Annotated in this window: 10 protein-coding genes and 10 tRNA genes; 12 read left to right on the forward strand and 8 right to left on the reverse strand. The window is 49.5% G+C overall.

All coding sequences use genetic code 11. The annotated features are described in order from the left end of the window. Window positions 1-44: 44 nt before the first annotated feature. From smc to ligA, 3 genes are all read left to right on the forward strand, one after another. Entirely contained in the window at window positions 45-3,518 is a 3,474-nt protein-coding gene (gene smc / locus ABEA14_RS18590; RefSeq protein ID WP_345342242.1) for a chromosome segregation protein SMC, read from the forward strand. A 33-nt stretch (window positions 3,519-3,551) separates the two neighbouring features. Continuing rightward, window positions 3,552-4,526, forward strand: coding sequence for a cell division protein ZipA (gene zipA / locus ABEA14_RS18595; RefSeq protein ID WP_345342243.1), 975 nt, complete (start codon window positions 3,552-3,554; stop codon window positions 4,524-4,526). Window positions 4,527-4,587: 61 nt separating this feature from the next. Further along, window positions 4,588-6,606 carry an NAD-dependent DNA ligase LigA gene (ligA, locus tag ABEA14_RS18600; RefSeq protein WP_345342244.1) on the forward strand — a complete coding sequence of 673 codons (2,019 nt, stop codon included), beginning with the start codon at window positions 4,588-4,590 and terminating at the stop codon, window positions 6,604-6,606. Between the two features lie 5 nt (window positions 6,607-6,611). Here the strand turns inward: ligA and ABEA14_RS18605 are convergent, their stop codons facing one another. The 6 genes from ABEA14_RS18605 to ABEA14_RS18630 form a co-directional block, all read right to left on the reverse strand. Continuing rightward, complete coding sequence (locus ABEA14_RS18605) at window positions 6,612-8,576, reverse strand: sensor histidine kinase (protein ID WP_345342246.1); 1,965 nt, start codon at window positions 8,574-8,576, stop codon at window positions 6,612-6,614. A gap of 13 nt (window positions 8,577-8,589) precedes the next feature. After that, window positions 8,590-9,744, reverse strand: coding sequence for a sugar ABC transporter substrate-binding protein (locus tag ABEA14_RS18610; RefSeq protein WP_345342248.1), 1,155 nt, complete (start codon window positions 9,742-9,744; stop codon window positions 8,590-8,592). 116 nt (window positions 9,745-9,860) lie between these two features. Continuing rightward, a tRNA-Val gene (locus tag ABEA14_RS18615) sits at window positions 9,861-9,936 on the reverse strand. Between the two features lie 24 nt (window positions 9,937-9,960). Then, window positions 9,961-10,036 (reverse strand) — tRNA-Val (locus ABEA14_RS18620). 21 nt (window positions 10,037-10,057) lie between these two features. Next, window positions 10,058-10,133 (reverse strand) — tRNA-Val (locus ABEA14_RS18625). 20 nt (window positions 10,134-10,153) lie between these two features. Beyond that, a tRNA-Val gene (locus tag ABEA14_RS18630) sits at window positions 10,154-10,229 on the reverse strand. 294 nt (window positions 10,230-10,523) lie between these two features. Between ABEA14_RS18630 and ABEA14_RS18635 the strand changes: the two genes are divergently transcribed. The 6 genes from ABEA14_RS18635 (at window position 10,524) to ABEA14_RS18660 (ending at window position 11,084) form a co-directional block, all read left to right on the forward strand. Continuing rightward, window positions 10,524-10,599 (forward strand) — tRNA-Ala (locus ABEA14_RS18635). A gap of 20 nt (window positions 10,600-10,619) precedes the next feature. After that, window positions 10,620-10,695, forward strand: a tRNA-Glu gene (locus ABEA14_RS18640). A gap of 31 nt (window positions 10,696-10,726) precedes the next feature. Beyond that, window positions 10,727-10,802, forward strand: a tRNA-Glu gene (locus tag ABEA14_RS18645). 26 nt (window positions 10,803-10,828) lie between these two features. Beyond that, window positions 10,829-10,904: transfer RNA gene (locus ABEA14_RS18650), tRNA-Glu, on the forward strand. Between the two features lie 23 nt (window positions 10,905-10,927). Continuing rightward, window positions 10,928-11,003 (forward strand) — tRNA-Glu (locus ABEA14_RS18655). 5 nt (window positions 11,004-11,008) lie between these two features. After that, a tRNA-Ala gene (locus ABEA14_RS18660) sits at window positions 11,009-11,084 on the forward strand. Window positions 11,085-11,192: 108 nt separating this feature from the next. Here ABEA14_RS18660 and nspC read toward each other — a convergent pair. Together nspC and ABEA14_RS18670 are read right to left on the reverse strand one after the other, a co-directional pair. Next, entirely contained in the window at window positions 11,193-12,329 is a 1,137-nt protein-coding gene (gene nspC / locus ABEA14_RS18665) for a carboxynorspermidine decarboxylase (protein WP_345342250.1), read from the reverse strand. An 85-nt stretch (window positions 12,330-12,414) separates the two neighbouring features. Further along, entirely contained in the window at window positions 12,415-13,614 is a 1,200-nt protein-coding gene (locus ABEA14_RS18670) for a saccharopine dehydrogenase family protein (protein ID WP_345342252.1), read from the reverse strand. A 388-nt stretch (window positions 13,615-14,002) separates the two neighbouring features. Between ABEA14_RS18670 and ABEA14_RS18675 the strand changes: the two genes are divergently transcribed. The 3 genes from ABEA14_RS18675 to pyrI all read left to right on the forward strand — a co-directional run bounded on the left by ABEA14_RS18675 (window position 14,003) and on the right by pyrI (window position 19,435). Next, window positions 14,003-17,863: an ATP-binding protein gene (locus ABEA14_RS18675; protein WP_345342254.1), complete on the forward strand. Its 3,861-nt coding sequence runs from the start codon at window positions 14,003-14,005 to the stop codon at window positions 17,861-17,863. Between the two features lie 179 nt (window positions 17,864-18,042). After that, window positions 18,043-18,966 carry an aspartate carbamoyltransferase gene (gene pyrB, locus ABEA14_RS18680; protein ID WP_345342256.1) on the forward strand — a complete coding sequence of 308 codons (924 nt, stop codon included), beginning with the start codon at window positions 18,043-18,045 and terminating at the stop codon, window positions 18,964-18,966. Between the two features lie 10 nt (window positions 18,967-18,976). Next, window positions 18,977-19,435 (forward strand): aspartate carbamoyltransferase regulatory subunit, encoded by a 459-nt coding sequence (gene pyrI, locus ABEA14_RS18685; RefSeq protein WP_345342258.1) that lies wholly within the window; start codon window positions 18,977-18,979, stop codon window positions 19,433-19,435. The last annotated feature ends 22 nt before the right edge of the window (window positions 19,436-19,457 follow it).

A 19,457-nucleotide genomic window follows, 5' to 3' on the forward strand; every position in this document is an offset into this window, starting at 1 on the left:
CCGCGTGTCCCCTTTTATCAGATAGCCATCGCACCAAAGCCACAATGAGACTGAAACAGATCAAGCTGGCAGGGTTTAAGTCGTTTGTTGACCCAACCACGGTGCCTTTCCCCGGTAATATGACGGCCATCGTCGGCCCCAACGGCTGTGGTAAATCCAATACCATTGATGCTGTTCGTTGGGTGCTTGGCGAAAGCTCGGCGAAGAACCTCCGCGGCGATGCGATGACGGATGTCATTTTCAATGGATCGAGCGGTCGTAAACCCGTTTCCCAAGCCAGTGTTGAGCTCGTATTCGAAAATCATCAGGGGCGAATCGGTGGCAACTACGCCAATTTCAACGAGATATCGGTTAAGCGTGTAGTGACGCGGGATGCGGTTTCGACTTACCTGCTCAATGGCAGCAAGTGTCGTAAGCGTGATATTACTGATCTTTTCCTTGGGACGGGCTTGGGGCCTCGCAGCTACGCCATTATTGAGCAGGGCATGATTTCCCGGTTGATCGAATCAAAACCGCAGGAGCTTCGTATTTTTATCGAAGAAGCTGCGGGGATCTCAAAATACAAAGAGCGCCGCCGAGAAACTGAAAACCGCCTTAAACACACCCGTGAAAACATGGAGAGATTGGGTGATGTCAGGGAAGAGCTTGGCAAACAGCTGGAAAAGTTGCAGCGTCAGGCCGCGGCTGCCCGTCGATTTAAAGAGTTAAAAGCCAAAGAGCGTCAGCTTAAAAGTGAACTGTACGGGATCCGCTGGTATCAGCTTAATGAGCAGCTCAATCGTTGCGAGAAAGAGCAAGCTGAGCAGGAAACAGCGCTGGAACAGTTCAATGCGCAACAGCAGGGCAAAGAGACCCACCTGGTCAAGCTGCAAACTGAACATGCCGCGAAAAAAGCGGATCAGGAACAGTGTCAGCGTAAATTATTCCAGCTCACTACGGACATTACCCGCTTAGAGCAACAGATGATGGCGAGCCGCCAGCATAAAGCTCGGGTGGAAGATGAGCTTGCGCAGCTGGCAATAAAGCAGGAACAGTTGGCAGAGCTGATTGCCACCGAATCTGAGCAACTGGATGTCACCCAGGCCGAGCTTGAAGCGCTTGAAGAAAGTGGCTTGATGCTCAACGAGCAGCTCGAACAGTCGCAACTGTCTCTGGATGAGGCTGAGCAGGCGTTGGCTGATTGGCAGCAGCGTTGGCAGGCCAGCGAACAAGCAAGTGCCAATGTTCGTCAGCAGCAGGCCATTGCGCAAAATAAACAGACCCACCTTGGACAGTTAGAACAGCAGCAGCGACAACGTTTAACTCAGGTTAGCGATGAATTAACAGAGTTGGACGAATCTGAACTCACACTCGAGCTTAACCAGCTCGCCGAGGCCTTAGCCTTGCAAAGTGAACAGTTGGCTGAACAGCAACTGATAACGGAACAGGCAAAATCCGAGCTCGCTGAACAGCAGCAGGCCATGTCGTCAGCTGAGCAGAACATACATCAATCTCAGTTGAAGCAGGCCGGATGGCAGGCTCAACGAGATGCTATCCAATCCCAGCTTTCAAACTTGGAGCAGGCCGAAGCGCTGCCTGAGGGACGTCATCACCTGTATCAACAGTTGAATGTCGCTGAGGACTGGGCCGTTGCGGTTGAGCGGGTTTTGGGGAGTTTTTCCCGGTCATTTGTCAGTGAAAGTCTCACTTCGCAGGATCAGGGCGCGGCCGGCCGGGTCAGCCTTTTAAGTGAAAACACCGACGCCTCTGAAACTCAAGATGCTTTGTTTCAACAAAATGAGTTATTGGCCAAAGTGTCAGGACCAGCCAAAAGTGCTTTGGCACCGCTGCTATGGGGAGTCGAATGTGCGGACGATGACGAGTCGGCCTGGGCTCGGCAACCATCGCTACAGATGGGCCAAAGCGTAATAGCGCCGTCGGGCTTGTGGTTAGGGGTTAACTGGCAGGCACCATCGCAACAGAGTAGTGACGGTCCATTGCGGTTGCAGCAGCAGTCGCAGCAGTTGGATGCGCAGTTAATGGAAATTGAAGCGCTGATGGCAGAGCAACGCACTGCGGTTGAGGCGTGTGCGCAGCAAGTAGCGCAAGTGCAGCAATCTCATCAGTTAGCAGTGCAGGCATGCCAAAAGATGGAAGCCGAATTGGCTCAGGTGCGCCAGCAACGCCATTTTGCCGAACAAAAACTCACTGAAAAGCGTCATCGGCGTGAACGCGTTCAGCAAGAGCAGGAGATGCTTAAGGAGCAGCTTGCTGAGCATGAGGCTGAACGTGAACTGCTTTCGGAACAGTTGTTGATGCTAGAAGAGCAGTTGGCGGATGAGTCCGAATCCTATGCGTTGGAAAGTGAAAAAGAATCATTGGAGCAGATTCGCCAGCAAAGGCAGCAGCAATTTACTCAATTCCAACAGCAGCTGCAGCAAGTCGCTGTCCGCCAAGAAGGACTCAAAGCACAGCTAAATGCATTAGTGTCTGCCAAACAGCGCACTCAAGTAGATCTGGACGCAGTACAAAAGCGTCAGCTGGTACTGAAAGAAGAGCTCACTCAGGACCACACACCAGAGCTTGAACAGGCAGAACAACTAGAGTTGCTGCTTTCAGAGCGGCTGGAACTCAATGCTGAATTATCATTGTTAACCGATGCGATTTCGGAACTGGAACAGCAGACCAGAGACATGGAGATGGGGCAGCGGGATGTGTTGCAACATTTGGAAAAGCAGCGTGCCAAGATCTCTGATTTGAAGTTGGAAGCCGAAGGTTTTCGGGTGAGAGCACGTTCAGTACTGGAAACGCTGCAGGAGATGAACGTTAATCTCAAACAGGTGCTCAGTGAGTTGCCTGCCGAATATTCTGAAGCGGATTGGCAGGAACAGCTCGACAAAACTTCGCAAGCGATCAGTCGCTTAGGTGCGATCAACCTCGCAGCAATTGAAGAATATGAGCAACAGGCTGAACGGAAAGCGTATCTGGATAGTCAAAACGAGGACTTAGAGTCTGCGGTGGATACGCTTGAAACAGCGATCCGTAAAATTGACCGGGAGACCCGTCAACGATTCCGTCAGACCTATGATCAGGTGAATGAAGACCTCCAGCGCCTGTTCCCGAAAGTGTTTGGCGGCGGTAGCGCGCAGCTGGCGCTGACCGATGATGACCTGTTAGAGACAGGTGTTACCATCATGGCTCAGCCGCCAGGTAAAAAGAACAGCACAATCCACCTTTTATCGGGTGGCGAAAAAGCATTGACCGCTTTATCATTGGTGTTCGCAATTTTTCGATTGAATCCAGCGCCGTTTTGTATGCTGGATGAGGTGGATGCGCCTCTGGACGATGCCAATGTTGGACGATTCTGTAATCTTGTAAAAGAGATGTCGGAGACTGTTCAGTTTATTTTTATCAGTCACAATAAAGTATCTATGGAGATGGCGAGTCATTTGACTGGCGTCACCATGCAGGAACCGGGCGTGTCACGACTTGTGGCGGTTGACGTAGAGCAAGCCGTCGCCTTGGCAGAGCTGGGATAGGCTAAGACAAGTTATTTAGTAGCAAGTGTGCATATGGATGGATTTCGTATCGTTCTCATCATAGTTGGAGCCATCGCCATTGGTGCGATTTTGATTCATGGGCTCTGGTCTATTCGCAAGCAAAGTAGTCAAAACAGAATCAAGTCTGGTGACTTTCCCGTAGGGCAGGATGGTACTTCCCTCGACAATGAGGGATTTGACCAAGATGGTATTGGTAAAGTCAGAGTGGTTGGCAGTGCGCAATCTGATGATGACTACGATCTTGATGATCAACCGCTTGCCGTCGAGCAACAACCTAGCGCAAGAGTTGAGCCTGCGTTTAGTGCGCCAAGTGCAGCCCCTGCAAAACCGAAAGAGAAAGTTGAGCCAAGTTTTTCTGCTTCCCACATTGATGACGAGCCCACGGCTCCGATGATGGAACAGGTAGATCTATTCGCTGAACCAGAGTTGGATGAGTCCAAACTGGAACAGCCTATAGCAGCGGAAACAGCTGCAACGAAACAAGTTGAAGCCAAGCCTGCGGACGTTCAAACGGATAAACCTCAGCCTAAAGCCGAGCCAGCACCTGTTGCTGAAGAGCCCCAGGATGTGATGGTCTTAAACGTAGTGGCTGGACCCAGTGGTGAGTTGCGAGGCGCGATCATGTTGCCATGCCTGCTGACATTGGGCTTTAAGTTTGGCGAAATGTCGATCTTCCATCGTCATGAAACACCTGCGGGCACTGGCCCTGTGCTGTTTAGTCTGGTGAACATGGTTAAGCCTGGAACCTTTGACCCGGACGGTATGGAGAGCTTCTCAACCCAAGGGGTCTCGCTGTTTATGACCTTGCCTTGTTACGGCGAGGCACAAAAAAATTTCAGTCTGATGCTGAAAGCGGCAGAGCAATTAGCATCTGAGTTAGGTGGACAGGTACTGGACGATCAGCGCAATGTGCTCACCAAACAGAAAATTCAGCACTATCAAGAGCGGATCCGAGAGTTTGAACGCAAAAAGCTGCTGACCATCTAGCGCCAACCTTATTGTTCAAGCCCCCACTTTGGGGGCTTTTTAATCTGTTACCGAGTTATTCATGTCTGACATAGTCTCCCAAATCGCAACGCTTCGCGCGCAGATCGAAGAATACAACTATCAGTACTATGTGCTGAACGACCCAAGCGTGCCTGATGCCGAATACGATCGTGCAATGCGAGAACTTATCGGCTTAGAGAATGAGCATCCTGACCTGATTACGCCTGACTCACCTACGCAAAAAGTCGGTGGCGAAGCGTTGTCTGCGTTTGAACAGGTGGCGCACGAAGTACCTATGTTGTCGCTGGATAATGTTTTCGATGACGAGGGCTTTTTGGCATTCACCAAACGATTGCAGGACAGATTGGGCACGTCAGACGTCAGCTTTTGCTGTGAGCCCAAGCTCGATGGTTTGGCCGTTAGCATATTGTACGAAAATGGCGTCTTGGTGCGTGCGGCGACGCGGGGCGATGGCCAAACTGGCGAAAATATTACCGCCAATGTCAGAACTATTACCTCAGTCCCCTTGAAGTTGCGTGGTGAGGGGATCCCGGTGCGCCTTGAAGTTCGTGGCGAGGTATTTATGCCGAAAGCGGGATTTGAGCAGTTGAACAAACGTGCCGCGCAATTGGGTGAGAAGCAGTTTGCAAATCCGCGTAACGCCGCAGCAGGTAGCCTTCGGCAGTTAGATAGTAAAATCACCGCTAAACGGCCGCTGGCTTTTTATGCCTACTCAACAGGTGTTATTGAGGGCGATAATCAGCCGCCGGAATCCCACTACCAGGGCCTGATGCGTCTTAAATCCTGGGGATTGCCCGTCAGTACTGAAGTCAAAGTGATGACGACAGAAAGCGACGTGGTGGCGTACTACAAAGATATTCTGGCTCGCCGGGCTGAACTTCCCTACGAGATTGACGGTGTCGTATTAAAGGTCGACAGCTTGGTTCAGCAACAAACTCTGGGTTTTGTCAGTCGTGCACCTCGCTGGGCGACGGCGTTTAAGTTCCCTGCAGAAGAGGAGCTGACACTGCTGGAAGATGTTGAGTTTCAGGTTGGACGCACCGGTGCTATTACGCCTGTTGCCCGCTTAAGGCCGGTGTTTGTTGGTGGGGTTACGGTATCTAATGCCACACTGCACAACGCCGATGAGATAGCGCGTCTGGATGTGAAGATTGGTGATACTGTCATTATCCGCCGTGCTGGCGATGTTATTCCCCAAGTTGTCTCCGTGGTGACTGAGCGCCGACCAGACGAAGCCAGAGCCATTGAGTTTCCCTCAGAATGTCCTGTATGCAGCTCTGTAGTTGAACGGGCAGAGAACGAAGCGGTAAGCCGCTGTAGTGGTGGTCTATATTGCGGTGCTCAGAGAAAAGAAGCGATTAAACATTTCGCTTCAAGAAAAGCGTTGGATGTCGATGGCCTTGGTGACAAGCTGGTAGAGCAACTGGTGGATGAGGAGTTGATTCAAACCCCTGCTGACCTGTTTAAGTTAGGTGTGGTAGAACTCTCGGGTTTGCCCCGTATGGGCCGAAAATCTGCAGAAAACCTCCTTGCTTCACTGCAAAAGAGTAAGCTGACCACACTTGCTCGGTTCCTTTATTCGTTGGGCATTCGTGAAGTGGGAGAAGCAACGGCGCTGAACCTCGCCAATCACTTTGGTGAGTTAGACGCTGTAATGCAGGCCAATGAAGAAGCACTATTAAGTGTCAATGATGTCGGTCCTATTGTTGCTCACCATATTGTGACCTTTTTCCAGCAGCCACATAACCTGGAGGTGATCCAGGCGCTGAGACAGGCTGGGGTCGAATGGCCCGACGTGGTGATTCCTGAGACGAGTGCGCAGCCGCTGGATGGAGAGACCTGGGTATTAACCGGGACTTTAACAGAGATGGGTCGCAGCGAAGCAAAGGCTAAATTGCAACTGTTAGGAGCTAAAGTCGCCGGTAGTGTATCCAAGAAAACTCACGCCGTTGTTGCAGGAGATGCTGCCGGCTCAAAACTGACCAAAGCGCAGGATCTGGGTATCGAAATTTTAGATGAAGCAGCTTTGATCGCGCTGTTTGAGAAACATGACGTTTAATACCATTACTCAACAGCGGTAACCGACTGGACTGGTGGTGTCAGGGGTAGGACCAATGTAAAGGTGATACCTTCTCCTGGCGCGCTGCTTGCGCCTATGGTGCCGCCTAGCTTTTGACTTACCACGTTGTAAACGATATGCAGCCCCAGGCCTGTGCCACCTGACGCTCTGCGGGTGGTATAGAAAGGGTCGAACAACCGTTTCAAGTTTTCCTCGTCGACGCCTTTGCCATCATCATGATAGGTCAGCTCTAGAAACGAGTCCTTTACTCTAAATCCAACCCAGATATGGTGCTCGTTGTCTTGGTCAAATCCATGGCGAACCGAGTTGACCATCATGTTTGTCAGGATCTGACTGAATGCACCGGGGTAGCTGAATAGCATCAGGCTTTCATCTCCACGCACATCAACAGAAACCTTATGGTGTTTAAACTCTGGTCTCAAGCTGCTCACCAGATCTCGGATGTAGGAGTGGAGGTTGAATTCCCTGAGCTGTTCGCTACTTTGGTCTACCGCAACCTCTTTGAAATTCTTGATCAACTCTGCCGCTCGGTTCAGATTCGATAAGATCATTTCTGCACATTGATTGGTCTTGGCTATGTGCTCGTCCAGCCCTGATCGGGTTAGCTTGCCCTCTGAAATCTGTGCCTGGATATTGCCCATTTCGTCTTGCAGCAAGGTTGCTGCGGTGACACTCACACCGACAGGGGTATTTATTTCGTGGGCAACCCCAGCCACCAACTGGCCCAACTGTGACATCTTTTCTGCTTCCACCAGTTGCGACTGCGTGGCTTTTAGCCGCTCCATGGTCAGCGTCAGTTCTTCATTGGTGGTCTTTAGTTCATGAGTTCTGTCTTCAACCCTCTGTTCTAACTCCCGCTGGTCTTCCTGAATCCGTTCTGCCATCTGATCCAATACCAAAACGATGCGCTGCAGTTCGACAAAACGAAGCTGCAACGGGTAGGTGTGATAGTCAGCACGAGAGTATTGCTCTACTAAGCCGCTGATTTTGTGTAGTGGACTGACAATTCGGCGCGAAGCGATCAGAGCAACACCTGCAAACAATAAGATCAGGAACCCCACAATAGCCCAGAGTTTGAGTTCCAGATTGGCAATGGCTGCCAGCGCATTGCGTCTGTCTATCCCCATCTCAATCTGCACGGGCGCTTGGTGTTTGGCGAGAGTAAGCGGTGCTTTAACAGACAGAAAATTATCGTGGACCAACTGGTGAGACTCCAGATTCAGCAAAGAGTCTTCGGAGATAATATCCAGCATGCTGGTTTCGCCAGAACCTGCACTTTTGAGCTTTTTATTGGCGTTTTCGTAAATGGCATGAACCGGCATCAGTACCACCAACGCGCCTACCAGTTCATGAACTTCCGCTCTATCTACAGCAGATAACCAAAGCGGAGCGTAGATAACGAACATGTGGTCACTGACCCGCTTTACCTGTTTGATATTTGGGGCGTGAAGTTTGAATACCCGATCCAAAAATTTCGCATCCTTAATGGTTTCAATTTTCTGTGTGGCATCTATTGGGTTGGCAAAATAGTCGTCAATGCGGGCACTGATGGGGGAGAGGTCGAGCAGTTCAAACTGTGTCGGCACCACTTCTACCGGCCAACCACTCTTGTCGACAAGAAAAATACCGTAGGCAGATGGGTGCATATGAGCAAGATCCGCCAACTTAAGTTTGGCCTTAGGGCCGAATACGCCTGTGTAAGACGCGTAGATGACATCAGGATCTTTGCTTACGCTGCGCAGGCCGGTAAACAGAAGTTGATAGTCACGTTCAATATCATTCGCCAGTATGTTGGCTGTTTGACGAAGGGTCGAAAATGCCGACTCTTCAGCGAGCTGTTGGAATCGGCTGATGAGATAGAAAGAGGTCAGCAGGGTAGGGATCAGCGCAAGCGCCAGAATGCTCCAACTGAGGGTACTTCTAAGTGAGCGAAATCCACTTAACTGCATCGGTACTCTAACCCTATTTAATTGCTGATTGTTTCTGCGATTTTTTCAATTCATGTTCCCCAACGCGTTGCATCAGCGCCGTTGCTTCCTCTGGGCTTGCGTGACCACTCATATAGAGGTCAAAGCCTTTTCTGATGCCGATCCAGGCTGCCGACATGGCCGGCGTTGGTGGCGCGCCTTTTGATTTCTGCATCTGTGTTAAAAAGACTTTGAGAGCAGGGTCTGCTGAGTTTTCAAGCGCTGCGACCACTTGTTCATGAACAGGAAACGAACTGATCTCTGAGAACAGACGCTGCTGTATCTCAAACGACTGCATATAGTTGGCAAAGTCTATCAGCGCCTTCCTTTTCTCACCCGACAGACTCTGATTTGGAAATACCAGTGACATGGTGGCATACATAGATTGAATGGGCTTTCCATTGAGCGAGGGAAGAAGGGCGACACCAAAGTCTTCCCCCAGCGCTTTAGCAATATCAGTGTATGCCCAGTCGCCATTGATGGTGTAAGCAAATTCACCGTTATTAAACCGAGCAAAACTGCAGTCGTAATCGCAACTGGCATCCACTTGAAGTGGTGATGTGGTCATGTCGCGGTAGAACGTCAGTGTTTCCTGCATGGATGGCGTGTTCAGCGTCAGCAGGTTGTTTTCTACAGGGAAGCCCCCGAACGGTGGAATAAATGCCACAAACCAGTAACTTTCACTGTACTTCCAACCAATGGGTTTTACGCCTTTTGCCTTCAGCTGGTCAGCTTGATTGACTAACTCTTCCCAACTGGTGGCGGGTTTCTCAACATACTTCTTGTTGTAATACAGCAGTAAATGGTTTCCACCCGTTAATGGAATGCCGTAATGCTGGTTGTCATAAGTGACAGTTTGCAGATGGTTGGTGGCAGAGGTAGCGGTAATGAGTTCGGGAGGGATGACTGAAAACTCAAGTTTTTGGTAATCACCGATAAAATCTGAAGGTACCCAAGCCATATCGGGTGCATCACCATCAATCACGGAGCGAACCAGGGATGTTTTAAGTTCGCCCGTCGGGAGATAACCCACATTAATTTTAACTCCGGTTTTTTGCTCATATACCTTGCAGAGTTCAACAAGCCAGTCGCGGGCGGCCTCTTTTTGATGCCAGATGGTGAGTTGAGTAGCGCTTGTTGAAAAGGTCATCAAGCACGCAAAGAGCAGACCCCATAGCTTCATATCATCTCACCGCAGCTAATTACCGTTAGATAACAGCAGTATAGATCTTAGTTGAGCGTATGCAGGGGAAAATAATGGGTAGATGGTGGACGGTACTGGGCTCGAACCAGTGACCCTCGCCTTGTAAGGGCGATGCTCTCCCAACTGAGCTAACCGTCCATAGGGAAGTCTGAGATACCGAGATGGTGGGCGGTACTGGGCTCGAACCAGTGACCCTCGCCTTGTAAGGGCGATGCTCTCCCAACTGAGCTAACCGCCCATCTAGGTATCAGGCTCAAAGTGGTGGGCGGTACTGGGCTCGAACCAGTGACCCTCGCCTTGTAAGGGCGATGCTCTCCCAACTGAGCTAACCGCCCACTTTGAGTGTTGTGAAGGATGGTGGGCGGTACTGGGCTCGAACCAGTGACCCTCGCCTTGTAAGGGCGATGCTCTCCCAACTGAGCTAACCGCCCATCGTTCACAGGTGGCGTATTATAGGCAGGCGCTTTTTAGTGTCAACCGATTTATTAAGCCAAAATGACAGCTTGGGCAAAGATTGGCCGGTTTGATGGTAATTTGCACAAGAAGGAGCTAAGTGGTTAATTTGTCGGCGAGTTGAGCGTTTTTTGTTAAGTTTTTAGCCCTTATTAATAAGGGGCGCTTCAATCTAAAAAATTGTTTGACATGTTTAGGGGGCATGCATAGAATGCGCCTCGCGTTTCGGGGCAGAGTTCACTGCTTCAGTGGCTATTAACCGAAACAGTCGTGGGGCTATAGCTCAGCTGGGAGAGCGCTTGCATGGCATGCAAGAGGTCGGCGGTTCGATCCCGCCTAGCTCCACCACGATTTAATGTGTTAGTTGCGTCCCCTTCGTCTAGAGGCCTAGGACACCGCCCTTTCACGGCGGTAACAGGGGTTCGAATCCCCTAGGGGACGCCAATCACATTAAATAGATTTGTAAGTATGTCCTGTCCCCTTCGTCTAGAGGCCTAGGACACCGCCCTTTCACGGCGGTAACAGGGGTTCGAATCCCCTAGGGGACGCCACTTACAAATCGCCATGAAGTTCTTGGGTCCCCTTCGTCTAGAGGCCTAGGACACCGCCCTTTCACGGCGGTAACAGGGGTTCGAATCCCCTAGGGGACGCCATTTCTTCATACAACCAGTTTCTAGTCCCCTTCGTCTAGAGGCCTAGGACACCGCCCTTTCACGGCGGTAACAGGGGTTCGAATCCCCTAGGGGACGCCACATTTGGGGCTATAGCTCAGCTGGGAGAGCGCTTGCATGGCATGCAAGAGGTCGGCGGTTCGATCCCGCCTAGCTCCACCAGATAAAAAAACCACTCGTAAGGGTGGTTTTTTTATGTCTGAAATTCGGTGAGCGCCTTGGTATATCAATCTGCATAAGAATCTGACTATAAATTTATGCGGATGGGTATTAAGACAGGCGCGCGCGAAATTCCTCATAGCTGAACTGTTTTACCAGCTCAAAGCTTCCATCTTTTTTCAGGATACCTATTGCCGGGTGTTCGACACCATTGAAGAAGGTGGTTTTGACCATGGTGTAATGGATCATATCTTCAAATATGACGCGGTCCCCGGGTTTGAGCGCATCAGTAAAGCTGTATATCCCGATAACATCACCAGCCAAACAGGAATTACCCCCTAGTTTGTAGTTAAATGCATGCTCGTGGGCTTCACCGGCATCGGTAATGACCGGTCGATAGGGCATCTCAAGCACATCTGGCATGTGTGCGGTTGCGCTGATATCCAGGATTGCAATGGGACCTTCGTTGTGAACAATATCAACGACTTCAGAAACCAGTGGCCCAGTCTGCCATGCCACCGCACTGCCAGGCTCTAATATCACCTGCAGATCATAAGTAGATTGCAGGCGTTTTAGCTGTCCAATCAGGTGGTTAACATCATAACCATCTCTGGTCATAAGATGGCCACCGCCCAGGTTAAGCCATTTCATCTGGTGAAGCAGGTGACCAAATTTCTCTTCTACTGCCGCAAGCGTTCGTTGCAGTGCATAAGAGTCGCACTCGCATAGGTTATGTACATGCAGTCCTTCGATGCCGGTCAAATCTGCATCGTGCAGATCGGCAGCCAATACACCCAAACGTGAGCCCGGTGCACTAGGGTCGTACAGCTCAGTATCGGCTTCTCTATGTTGCGGGTTGACACGGAGACCCGCAGAAACGCCGCTGGCGAGTACTTTCTCTTTGTGCTGTTGCCACTGAGTCAAGCTGTTGAAAGATATGTGGTCGACCAGGGGTAGCAGTTCGTCCATGTCAGCGGCTTTATATGCGGGCGAGTAAGCATGTACTTCGCCGCCAAATTCGTGTTTGGCGAGCTTGGCCTCCCATACCGAACTAGCGGTGCAGCCAGGTAAGTAACGACTTACTAATGGAAAGGTGCTCCACATAGAAAACCCTTTCAGCGCCAGAATAATACGAGCACCACTCTCTTTCTGGACGTGCCCCATTAACGCTAGGTTTGCTTCTAACTTGCTCTCTTCACACACATAGCATGGCGACGGGATAGAGGGGTTGTGAAACGGATTACTCATGGTGAACCTTCCAAATCTGAGTCTTGATCAAAAAAGGGAAGCTCTGGCTTCCCTTTGTAGATTCCAGCATCAAGTAAGTGAATGTTTACTTGGCAAAGGGGGAGTCGCACTCAATGACCTGCCAAGGCAGACCATATTGATTCAGACGCTCCATGAATGGGTCTGGGTCGAATTGTTCCATATTCCATACGCCAGGTTTCATCCACTGTCCTTCCAGCATCAGAGAAGCGCCAATCATCGCAGGGACACCTGTGGTGTAACTAACCGCCTGTGCGCCTACTTCGTCATGGCATGCTGCGTGGTCACAGTTGTTCCAGATAAAGATCGTTTTTTCTTTGCCGTCCTTGAGGCCGGTGATGTAGGTACCAATGCAGGTTTTACCTGTGTAGCCCTCTGCGAGTGAGCCTGGATCAGGCAGTACGGCTTTCAAAAACTCGAGCGGTACAATCTGCTGGCCCTGGAATTCAATTGGCTCGATGGAAGTCATGCCAATCCCTTCCAATACGCGCAAGTGTGTCAGGTAGGCGTCGCCGAAGGTCATCCAAAAGCGTGCACGCTTCAACGTAGGGAAGTGTTTGACCAGAGATTCAAGCTCTTCGTGGAACATCAGGTATGAAGCACGTACACCAATATTTTGGTAATCCAGATCTTCACGAACAGACAGAGGATCGGTTTCTTTCCACTCCCCGTTTTCCCAGAAACGCCCGCGTTGGGTAATTTCACGAATATTGATCTCTGGGTTGAAGTTGGTCGCAAACGCCTGCCCGTGATCACCACCATTGCAGTCAACAATATCCAGGTAGTGGATCTCGTCAAAATAGTGCTTTGCTGCATAGGCTGTGTATACGTTCGTCACACCCGGATCAAAACCTGAGCCCAACAGCGCCATCAAGCCCGCTTGCTTGAATTTATCCTGATACGCCCACTGCCAGGAGTATTCGAATTTGGCTTCATCTTTCGGCTCGTAATTGGCGGTATCAAGGTAATGAACGCCTGTTTCTAAACAGGCATCCATGATAGTCAGATCCTGATAGGGCAGGGCGACATTAATCACCAAGTCAGGTTTGACTTTATTAATCAGGCTTACCAATTCCGGTACATTATCAGCATCGACCGCAAATACCTCTTTTACACGGTCGGCCCCTGCTTCCTGCTGCAGTTTCTCACACTTGCTAACCGTGCGGCTGGCAAGATAAATCTCAGAAAAATACTGAGGCAGAGAAGCACACTTTTTAACGACAACTGAGCTGACGCCGCCGGCGCCGATAATCAAAACCCGAGACATAGGCGATCACCTTTACTGATGTATCTTTTCCATGGGGTCAGCCGGATGGCTACCCCACTAGATGCCGGCACGAATGTACCGACGTTTTAAAAACGCGCATCCTAGCATTTAATTTTTAAAATTCTAGTTAAAAAGCAACTGCATGGTGCGTTTTTTTGTCCGCTGATTTGTTGGGGGGTGGATTCAATTCAGATAGAGCAGCTAATTAGCTATCAGAGTGGATTTCATACTATTTTCCAATTAATAGCTGAGCATGACCAAGTAGGCACAAGGATTACAAGGAATTGAGGTGACTAAGCTCCCGTTTCTTAGTCTATTGGGCGTACACAACTTGATCTCGATATCGCTATCAGCAAGGCTCAGTGTTAACTCTTTTTACAGATCAGTAGTGGCAGTGACCAAACGAGACAGCTCAGCTAACCAATTGATTAAACAGCAATGGTTTTGGATCGCTGTGATGGCGATTGCTGGTGTATTGGCATATCGATTTACCTTGCCGGTGTTTGGTAACCTGGAGTTGGTTTGCGGCAACCTTTTCCCCTTGCTCCTGGTGTATCGTTGCCGACCACTCCTTGTCGCTTTCACAGCGTTTATAGCTGCTTTATCGCTTGCTACGAGCTGGGGCAACCACTTCGTTCTGATTACCTTTACCCTTGAAGCCTTTGCCGTTGCTCTGCTGGTGCGGCGAGGCTTTAACATGCTGTTTGCCGATATCCTTTACTGGTTGTTCATCGGCATACCTATCATCTCCATTATTGTTCTCTTTATTCAGCCTGTGGCCAGCGAATATGTCGTCCACTTATTGCTGAAGCAACTGGTCAATGGCGCAAGCTACACTTTGGTGGCGCTGGCATTACTCCACCTCACACCATTACGAACACTTTTGCTCAACCAATTTGTTGAGATACGAACATTCAGAAGTCAGATATCACAAAGTCTGCTGAGCATGATGTTTGTCTCTGTGTTGTTTTTGGGGCTGCTGATAGAGCAGTTCTTGGTTCGTGACCAAGCTGATTACCTGAAAAGAGAGATGAACTCACTGGTCAAAGATTTAAAGAGCGATCTCGAGCTAAAACTTTCTGCCAGCAAAGATAGTGTTGCTGCGCTGGCAAATTACCTACAGGACAGAAACCTTCCGCCCAAGGAAAAAAACGCGTTGTTAGTAAGTGTGCATCAGGCGAATGAAAGTTTTCTGACCATGTTAATCAGTGATGGCGAAGGGGATATTCTCGCGGCCAGTCCTAAGTCACTGCTGGCAGCGCCACTGACAGATGACGTAAACCTTAATGTCAGTGACAGAAGTTATTTCATTCAACCAAAGTCCAGCGGCCTTCCCTATATATCGGAAGCGATACAGGGGCGTGGTTTTGGCAATGATGTGATTGTGGCGGTCAGTGCTCCGTATTTTGTCGATGAGCAGTTTCAGGGCGTGGTCGAAGGTTCGTTGAACCTAAATGAATTAGCTGTATTGGAAGGACTGAATCAACAACAGGACTACCTTTGGCTAATTACTGATCGTAATGGGCGAACTCTGTTTGCCGACGACTTGCTCAATATTGCCGCTTTTGAAGAGATGGCTCTTACAATTCAGCCTCCCAGAGCCAATATTTTTTCACTACCCTCGGTGAGAATATCCGACAGTCCCAGTGCGCCACTGTATCTGTTGGAAGAAACTAATCTGAACAACGGCTGGCGTATTCTGGTGATGAGGGACTACCAAAAAGAGCTGACCGATAATCAACAGCGCTATCTGGTTTTTCTAGGTGTCGTTCTGTTGGGAACCATGATCACTCTGGTTTTCGCAGGCTGGTTTGCTAGATTGTCAACCAAACCGCTTGAACAATTAGCTAATCTGGTCAGGCGTGATGAGGTTGGGATGATCGATGAACACTTGTTTGATCATTCCGCCGTTGAAATTCAAAAACTTGCAAGCGGATTGGCCAGTCAATACCGCCTTATTGAACGGCATCACCAACAGTTGGACAACCAAATACAGGAGCGTACTGAGCAACTCAGTATCGCCAACAATGAGTTGATGGCGTCCAAGCTATTATTGCACAAGGTGTTGGATGCGATCCCCGCTCGCGTTTTTTGGAAAGACCGCCAATCAACCTACTTGGGTTGTAATTCGCTTTTTGCCGCAGACGCAAGCCTATCTTCACCTGAAGAGATCATAGGAAAATCTGACTTTGAACTGGTTTGGACCGAATCTGCCGCCGCGTTTAAGGCGGACGACTTGGCGGTCATGGAAAGTGGCAAACCACAAATTAATTACATTGAGTCGCAAGTAAGGAAGGAGGGGTTAACCTGGTTGGAAACATCCAAGGTTCCGCTGACTAACCCACAAGGAGAGGTTATCGGTGTTCTGGGAACATACCAGGATGTGACTGAGCGTATTCAGCGTGAGCAGGAGTTAAAAGAGGCGAAAAGCGCTGCCGAAGCCGCGACAGAAGCTAAAAGTAGCTTCTTAGCGAATATGAGTCACGAGATCCGCACGCCGATGAATGCCATCGTTGGACTGGTGGAATTGCTGCTTGACGGTGAGTTAACACAGCAACAACACAAATATTTGGAGCGTGTGCAGGGGTCAACTGAGCATCTTCTTTCAATCATTAACGACATTCTCGATTACTCCAAAATTGAAGCAGGAAAGCTGGAGCTGGTTTCTGAACCATTTGATATCTCTGCTTTGATTGATGACGTGGGAGATCTATTTGAGACCTCGATCCGAGGCAAGGGACTATTGTTTGAGAAACGTCTTCCGTCGACTCCTGTACCCCCTTTAATGGGCGATGCGGTCAGGCTTCGTCAGGTGTTGTCAAACCTGCTGGGTAATGCCATGAAGTTTACTCAGGAAGGCGGCATCATGGTATCTTGTGAAATCATCAGTGGAGATAGCCAGGAGGCTAAGCTCTTACTGTCGGTCAAAGACTCTGGGATTGGGATGAGCGAACAGCAAATTGCCAGGTTGTTTACGCCATTTACACAGGCCGACAGCACAACCACACGTGCATTTGGCGGTACAGGGTTGGGACTTACTATCAGCCAGCAACTGGTTTCGTTGATGGGAAGTCGCATTGAGCTTGAAAGTCAGCCGGGTTTAGGCAGTTGTTTTCGATTCGAACTGACTCTACCAGTTAGTGAAATTGCGCCAGAAACCATCCGAAAAGAAAAGCGCAGGTTTAGACCTCTTAACTGCCACATTTTGTTGGTGGATGACAATGTCGTGAATCAGGAAGTCGCTTTAGGCATGCTGACTCGATTGGGGGCTCGCGTCACTGTCGCTGAGCATGGCGCCGATGCGGTTGCGAAAGCTAACCAGGAAACGTTTGATCTTATATTCATGGATATCCAGATGCCCATCATGGATGGGTATGAAGCTACTCGAACCATCAAGCAGAATTTGATTTCACCACCACCTATCATAGCACTGACAGCCAATGCGCTGGCGGAAGAGCGCGATAAAGCTGCAACTGCCGGCATGTCAGGGCATGTTACCAAGCCCGTCAGACAGGCTGAGCTATACCAGATTATTGTTGAAAAGCTGGGTGATGAAGCGTTCGCCGATGATGAAGCTTATCAGATAACAGAACAGTTCCCCAATCAGGATCGTAGTGCGCTGGTGGATGATGCCGAAATTGAGATGGGTTTACTGCAATGTGGGCAGGATGCTGCAATGTACCGGCGATTAGTTGCGCAACTAAACAAGCAATGGCAGCTGCTTCTACCAGAGCTAAAAGCGTATCTGCCCGGCGAGAGTGTTAAGGAGGTTGCACTAGAGCTTTCCAAAAAAATGCACTCACTTAAGGGGGTAGCGGGAAACCTTGGCGCGCAGCAGGCTGCTGACGTTGCCGGGGCTATGGAGCTTGGGCTTAATGGCAAGCAGGAAACATTTGATGATGAGATCTATATGAATCATTTGATGTCTCTTACTCTGGCAATGACTGACTATTTAACAAGGGCTGAGCAGGTAGTACTCCCAGGGGAAAGTGGAGATAGCGAGGTTATTGCCAGAGATGCAGAACAAGATGCCGCTGCTCTCGAAGCTTTTATGGTGGAACTTAAACAGGCATTGATAGGGCATGACTATATAGACACGTCTCCCTTACAAGAATTTATAACGTTCAACCCTGATTCCACAGGAGCTGAGCTTTGCCAAGCGCTGCTTGATGCCCTCGATATGTTTGATTATGAAGCCGCTGAATATACTTATAATCGTTTTGCGGAGTGGCTCGAGGCTGAGAGCTAATAAAGGCGGAAGAAGACAAAGCCCCAAGCGCTGTTGGTTCAGGATAGTTACAGCTGCGCTTTGTTTGAATCAAAGAGAATTGTGCTGTGTCATTCACCTGATTGTGATGGTTTTGATATACTTGCGCTCCGGTTGACAGTGACCTTAGATCATTGCCGGAACTCGCCAAGGGATGCACCATGACCAACCCGCTCTATAACAAGCATATTATTTCGATATCAGATCTCTCACGGGATGAATTGGAACTGATTGTTTCAACTGCCCACCAGATCAAACAAACACCTCGCCCAGAACTATTAAAGAACAAAGTGGTTGCAAGCTGCTTTTTTGAAGCGTCCACCCGAACCCGTCTCAGCTTTGAGACGGCGGTGCAACGTTTAGGTGGCAGTGTGATCGGTTTTGATACTGCAGGTAATACTTCGCTGGCTCAAAAAGGCGAAACACTTGCTGACTCTGTCAAAGTTATCTCTTCATACACAGATGCGTTTTTTATGCGCCACCCCAAAGAGGGGGCTGCGCGTCTGGCTTCAGAGTTTTCCACTGTGCCTGTCATTAATGGCGGCGATGGTAGTAATCAGCATCCGACGCAGACCTTGCTGGACCTCTACACCATTTATGAAACTCAAGGGACGCTGGAAGGATTGAAAGTCGCCTTCGTAGGTGATTTGAAATACGGGCGTACCGTGCACTCGCTGGCGCAAGCTCTATCACTGTTCGATTGTGAGTTCTATTTCATCGCACCGGATGCGCTCAGCATGCCGGATTATATTTGCGAAGAGCTGACGGATGCTGGTGTACGTTTCAGTAAGGTTGAAACCATTGAGGAAGTAGTGGGGCAGCTGGATATTCTGTATATGACCCGGGTTCAGAAAGAGCGTTTTGACCCGACTGAATACCAGCACATGAAATCCAACTACGTGTTATCCGCAAGCATGCTGGCTGACGTCAAACCCAGCTTGCGCGTATTGCATCCTCTGCCTCGCGTAGACGAGATCACAACGGATGTTGACCATACCCCATATGCCTACTATTTCGAGCAGGCAGAAAACGGTGTGTATGCGCGTCAGGCTTTATTGGCCTTGGTTTTAAGTGAGCAGGTATAAGGAGCGGGTGATGGAAACCAAAATGACCGTAGAGGCGATTACACATGGCACCGTAATCGACCATATTCCTGCTGGCCAGGGTGTACGTATTCTTCGATTTTTTCAGTTGACTGATGGACAGGAAAGAATCACGGTAGGCTTAAACCTAAGAAGTAAAAACAGTGGCGTCAAAGACATCATCAAGATTGAGAATACGGTCTTTACTGCTGAACAAGCAAACCAGTTGGCGCTGTTTGCACCTAACGCAACGGTGAACCTAATCAATAACTATGAAGTGGTTGATAAGTTTCGCGTGAGTTTGCCTGATCAGATTAATGCCGTGCTTAGTTGCCCTAACAGCAACTGTATCAGCCATGATGAGCCGGTTGATAGCAAGTTTTATGTTGCAGTGAAGCAATCGAAAGTAAAGCTTAAGTGCCATTACTGCGAAAAGAGTTTCTCTGAAAGGCTGTTTAAAGAGCTGAAGTAAACCTCTTTCGTCGATAAAAAAG

It is taken from the genome of Corallincola platygyrae (assembly GCF_039544265.1).
Taxonomy (GTDB): domain Bacteria; phylum Pseudomonadota; class Gammaproteobacteria; order Enterobacterales; family Neiellaceae; genus Corallincola; species Corallincola platygyrae.